This window comes from Microbacterium sp., assembly GCF_047972865.1.
In the GTDB taxonomy this organism is placed as follows: Bacteria; Actinomycetota; Actinomycetes; order Actinomycetales; family Microbacteriaceae; genus Microbacterium.
In genome coordinates this window covers 1-5,098 of record NZ_JBKEAY010000112.1, presented here as the reverse complement: position 1 = coordinate 5,098, position 5,098 = coordinate 1, and the positions used below count along the sequence as shown (strand labels likewise).

The following is a 5,098-nucleotide window of genomic DNA, read 5'->3' as shown; positions in this document are numbered from 1 at the left end:
ACATGACGCGGCGTGCGCGTGTGCAGCAGGCGATGCGGGAACTGGTCCGGCCCACCGTCGCGGCCGTCGAACCGACTGAGACGCTCCCGGTGATCGGCGATGCCTGGGCCGTGCGGGTGCTGGATCTGGCCATCCGGATCGGCGAGACGATGCTGGTCGCCGGCGACCCGGCCAGCGAGGTGACTCTCGCGATCACCCGGGTGGTCGGCGCGTACGGCGTCGCCCCGGTGCACGTCGACATCACCTACAACTCGATCACGGTGGCGTTCCACCGCAGCGGCGCCGACCGCCCCATCACACTGCTGCGGGTGGTACGCGCTGCCGTTCCCGACCACACCCGCCTGCAACGGCTGCAGGCGCTCGTCGCCGACATCCGCGCCGGGCTGCCGCTGGATGCCGCGCTCGCGTCCGCCCGCGAGATCCGCCGCGCCCCGCAGCGCTACGGTCCGCTGGTCGTCGTAGCGTCGCAGGCGTCGCTGGCGGTCGGGGTCGCTGTCATGTTCGGCGGGGGCCTGGCCGTCATCGCGCTCGCGTTCATCGCGGCGGCCCTCGCCGCGCTCACGCAACTGGTCCTGGCCCGCGCACGCGTGCCGTTCTTCTTCCGGCAGATCGCGGGGGCGTTCGTACTCACCGCGGCCGCCGCGGCCACGACACTCCTTTCTCACACTGCGTGGGGCGCGGGCGAACAGGTCCGCCCCTCCGTCATCGTGGCTTCCGGCATCGTGCTGATGCTGGCCGGTCTGACCGTGGTCGGCGCCGCGCAGGACGCGATCGACGGGTTCGCGCTCACCGCGGGCGGGCGCATTCTGGAGCTGGTCACCCAGACCGTGGGGGTCGTGGTCGGCATGATCGCCGGCCTGGAGTTCGCTCGTCTGATCGGGTGGGGCATGTCCCCGCCCACGGAGGCATTGCCGCTCGGCCCGGTCGGGATGCAGTTCCTGGGGGCGGCGATGATCGCCGTCGCCGTCGCCCTGTTCAACGGTGCCGGCACGCGGATCGTCGCGGTGAGCGTGGTGCTGAGCCTCGTGGCGTGGGGCGTGTACGTGGGGACGACCGTCGTCGGGTTCGCACCGGCGGCGGCCGCGGGCACAGCAGCGTTCGCCGGAAGCCTGGTGGGGATCATCGCCGCGTACCGGTTGCATGTGCCCTCGGTAGCGATCACCACCGCGGCGATTCTGCCGATGGTCCCCGGCGCCGCAGTCTTCCGCGGCGTGCTGAGCGTGGTGGCGGCGGGCGACGACACCGCACCGATGCTGACCGGGTTCAGCATGCTCGCCGCCGCCGCAACCATCGGGATCAGTCTTGCCGTGGGCGCTTCACTCGGGATCTACGCAGGTCAGCCGTTACGGGCGACACTCGCGTCAGCCACCCGCGCCCGGGGACGCCTGACGAGTATCCGCCAGGACCCGACGACCGCCAGGGAGGGCTCCTCAGTCCGGTGATGGTCAGTCGGCGACCGCGGCCGGCGCGGCGGGACGACGGATGCGTCCACCGGTCGCGGCGAGCCAGCATCCGACGATCACGAGCGGGAATCCGGCGAGCAGGCCGCCGGCGAGCTGCTCCCCCAGAATCACGACACCGAGCAGGATCGCCACGACCGGGTTGACGTAGGTGAACAGCGGGGCACGCACCGGTCCCACCTCGGCGATCAGGGCGAAGAAGAACACGAAGGCCACCGCGGTGCACAGCACACCCAACGCCAGCAACGCGCCCAGCGAACGCGCGCTGGGCGCCTCGTGCGGGGTGAGCAGCGCGATGGGTAGGTAGAGGATGCCGATCGCCAGCAGCGCGAGGCTGATCGTGCCCAACGAGGGCACGTCGCGGAGCCGGGTCGCCACGATGAACGGCGCGATCGCGTATAGCAGGGCGACCAGGAGCACCTCCACCACCGCCCACAGGGCCGCGGGGTTCGTCCCCACCGACAGCCCCGGGCCCGACACGATCACGATGACGCCCGCGAAACCGATCACCAGCCCCAGCCCCCGCAGGGGGGACAACGCCGTGCGGTCGCCGCGCAGCACCGCAATGAGCGCCGCGAACAACGGCACCGTGGCCACGAGCAGCCCCGTGGTGCCGGAGGGGATCGACTGTTCGGCGTGGCCGAGCAGCAGGAAGGGGCCGGCCATCTCGACGGCGCCGAACGCGAGCACCCACGGCCACTTCTGAAGCGCCGGCCACAGCGACCGGCGGTAGAGGGCGATGGGCAGCAGGATCGCGGCGCCGATCAGCGTCCGGCCCGCCACGATCGCCGCGGGGGTGATGGTGTCGACGGCTTCCTTGATGAACAGGTACGGCATGCCCCACAGCAAGGCCATCGCTCCGTAAAGCATCCAGCCGCGGGCGGAGACGGGCATCGTGCTCACGACAGGGCGCGCCGACCCTCGAAAGCGCGCCCCAGGGTGACCTCGTCGGCGTACTCGAGGTCGCCGCCCACCGGCAGCCCGGAGGCCAGCCGGGTGACACGGATCTCCAGGGCGTGAAGCAGCCGGCTCAGGTACGTCGCGGTGGCCTCGCCCTCGAGGTTCGGGTTGGTGGCGACGATGACCTCTTGGACGGTGCCGTCGGCCAGTCGCTGCATGAGCGCGGCGATGCGCAGGTCATCGGGGCCGATGCCCGCAATCGGGCTGATCGCGCCCCCGAGTACGTGGTACAGGCCCCGGAACTCCCGGGTGCGCTCGATGGCGGCGATGTCTTTGGCGTCTTCGACGACGCAGATGAGCGTGAGATCGCGGCGCGGGTCGCGGCAGATCGCGCACCGCTCCTGCTCGGACACGTTGCCGCACACCTCACAGAACCGCACGCGCTCACGCAGCTCACCGAGGAGGTGTGCGAGGCGGCTCACATCGAAGGTGGGTGTCTGCAGAATGTGGAACGCGATGCGCTGGGCCGACTTCGGACCGATTCCCGGAAGGCGTCCGAACTCGTCGATCAGGTCTTGAACGATGCCGTCGTACATGGATCAGGAGAACCTCGTCGGGGGCGCATAGGGTTCCTCGCGGATGAACCGCGCGTCGAGCACCTGACGCACGACCGCCTCCCCGACCCGCTCGATGCCATCGGCCTGGAATGCGCGCGCGGCGGCCGGCGGCGCCGGTTCGTCCGCGTCGATCGCCACGGGCTGCTCGTCGCGGTCGTCGCCGTCGTCCTCCCGCGGCTCGGGGGCGTCGATCACCTCACCGTCGCGCGGTTGCGTCAGCGTCCGTACCGAGGCGGATGCCGCGTCTTCCGGCTCGTCGTCGACCGCGAGCTGCGCGGAGGCATCTCCGCCGGGGATCGGCGCGACCTCCCACTCGGTGACCGGCGCGGTCCCGCCGCCGGGCCGCATCGGACCGGGTGCCGACCCCGGGCGCGCGGCCGGTGGCACCGGTGCGGTGGTCGTGCCGCCGCTCGCAGCATCGCCGGCAGCGCCGCTCGGCCCGGCCCCCTGCCGGGATGTGTTCCCGTCGCCCGGGCCATCGCCGCCCGAGCGGTCGTCGGCGGGCAGGTCGCGGGTCGGTGCGTCGGGGGTCGGCGCGTCGTGGGTCGGTGCTGGGGCCGCGGCCGCTTCGTAGCGTGCGACGTATTTGACACGCACGCCGAGGACCGCCTGGATCGCGCCGCGGAGATCTTCGCTGGGCCCTTTGCCCGCGGCCAGCTTCTTGAACGCGGCCACATCGGATTGCCGGGCGAAGACGAGGGTGAGCACATCGTCGGCCGAGTAGGCGACCGGCTGCGCCCCGGTGGCCAGCAACCACGACGATCGGCTGACCGTTTCAAGCCGGGCGAGGATGCCCGTCCATGCCTCGCGGAGGCGATCCAGCGTGACCGGGATGTCCACCGGGCCGACACCCGCGCTCTCGGGCGCAGCGGCGTCGGAGGGCTCCGGCACGGCAGCGCTCGGAACCGACGCATCGACGGGACCGGACGGGCGCGCGGGCGGTGACGCAACCGCGGCCTCCGGCGACGGCCCGGGGTCGATCGAGACGGGGCTCGACGACACGGGGCTGGACGGGACGGGCTCGGTCGGGACGGGCTCGGTCAGGACGGGCTCGGTCAGGACGGGCTCGGTCAGGACGGCGTCGGTCGAGACGACGTCGTCCACCGGCAGCGCCGCGTCGACCGGGCCGGACGTTCCCGGCACGCGCGAGGACCGAGGCGCGTCGGCGAGGGCAGCCGTGGCGGAGGCGTCGGACGTGGCAGCGTCGGTCGGTGCCGCCACGTCGGCGGGCCGGACCGCGGCGGTGACCCCGGACGGCGGCGGCGCCTCCGGCGCCGCGCGGGGCGGGGAGGCGACCAAGGCCACGCCGCCGGCGAGCACCCCGCCGGCGGCGAGAACCCGCGCGACGAGCAGTTCCAATTGCAGGCGCGGGGAGGTGGCGCCGGTCATATCGTCGAGGGTGGCGACCACGAGGTCGGCGATCCGCGACAACCGGTCGGTGCCGAACACGGTCGCCTGGCCCGCCATCCGTGCCAGCTCGTCGGTGGAGACACCCCGCAGCACCGCGGCAGCCCCGTCGCCGGTGGCGGCCACGATGATCAGGTCGCGCAGCCGCTCGAGGACGTCGTCGACGAAACGGCGCGGATCCTGCCCGGTCTGCACGACGCGATCGACGGCCCCGAACGCGACCGCGGCGTCCCCCACGCCGAACGCGTCGATCACCTCATCCAGCAGCGCACCGTGGGTGTAGCCCAGCAGCGCGACCGCGCGCTCGTAGCCGACGACGATGCCCGCGTCGGTGGCATCCGACCCGGCGATCAGCTGGTCGAGCAGGGACAACGTGTCACGCGGGGACCCGCCACCGGCTCGCACGACCAGCGGAAGCACCCCCGGCTCGACCGTCACGCCCTCCGCCGCGCAGAGCTCTTCCACGTAGCTGAGCATCGCCGCCGGGGCCACCAGCCGGAACGGGTAGTGGTGCGTGCGGGAACGGATCGTGCCGATGACCTTCTCGGGCTCGGTGGTCGCCTACACTAACTACACGTGGTCGGGCGGCTCTTCGGCGAGCTTCAGCAGCGCGTTGAAGCCCTGCGCCGTCGCCATGTGCGCCTCGTCGTGGGTGAAGATCTTGTACCGGTCGCGCGCCGGGGCGAAGTTCGCGCGCTCGCGCAGATCGCGCGC

Annotated in this window: 3 protein-coding genes and 1 pseudogene; 1 reads left to right on the top strand and 3 read right to left on the bottom strand. The window is 72.5% G+C overall.

Going from position 1 to position 5,098, the window contains the following annotated elements:
- The first annotated feature begins 2 nt into the window (after nucleotides 1-2).
- Entirely contained in the window at nucleotides 3-1,442 is a 1,440-nt protein-coding gene (locus tag ACK5KK_RS07115; protein ID WP_416889393.1) for a threonine/serine ThrE exporter family protein, read from the top strand.
- Between the two features lie 3 nt (nucleotides 1,443-1,445).
- On the opposite strand, the gene ACK5KK_RS07110 is transcribed toward ACK5KK_RS07115, so the two are convergent.
- The 3 genes and pseudogenes from ACK5KK_RS07110 to ACK5KK_RS07100 form a co-directional block, all read right to left on the bottom strand.
- Entirely contained in the window at nucleotides 1,446-2,354 is a 909-nt protein-coding gene (locus ACK5KK_RS07110; RefSeq protein WP_416889392.1) for a DMT family transporter, read from the bottom strand.
- A gap of 5 nt (nucleotides 2,355-2,359) precedes the next feature.
- Nucleotides 2,360-2,956: a recombination mediator RecR gene (recR, locus tag ACK5KK_RS07105; protein WP_416889391.1), complete on the bottom strand. Its 597-nt coding sequence runs from the start codon at nucleotides 2,954-2,956 to the stop codon at nucleotides 2,360-2,362.
- A 3-nt stretch (nucleotides 2,957-2,959) separates the two neighbouring features.
- A pseudogene (locus tag ACK5KK_RS07100) lies at nucleotides 2,960-5,098 on the bottom strand (DNA polymerase III subunit gamma and tau); the annotation flags it as partial.

What these genes read in the sequence shown, in the direction of transcription:
- ACK5KK_RS07115 (WP_416889393.1), top strand. Translation starts at nt 3, where the DNA reads ATGACGCGGCGTGCGCGTGTGCAGCAGGCGATGCGGGAACTGGTCCGG.
- ACK5KK_RS07110 (WP_416889392.1), bottom strand. Translation starts at nt 2,354, where the DNA reads ATGCCCGTCTCCGCCCGCGGCTGGATGCTTTACGGAGCGATGGCCTTG.
- recR (WP_416889391.1), bottom strand. Translation starts at nt 2,956, where the DNA reads ATGTACGACGGCATCGTTCAAGACCTGATCGACGAGTTCGGACGCCTT.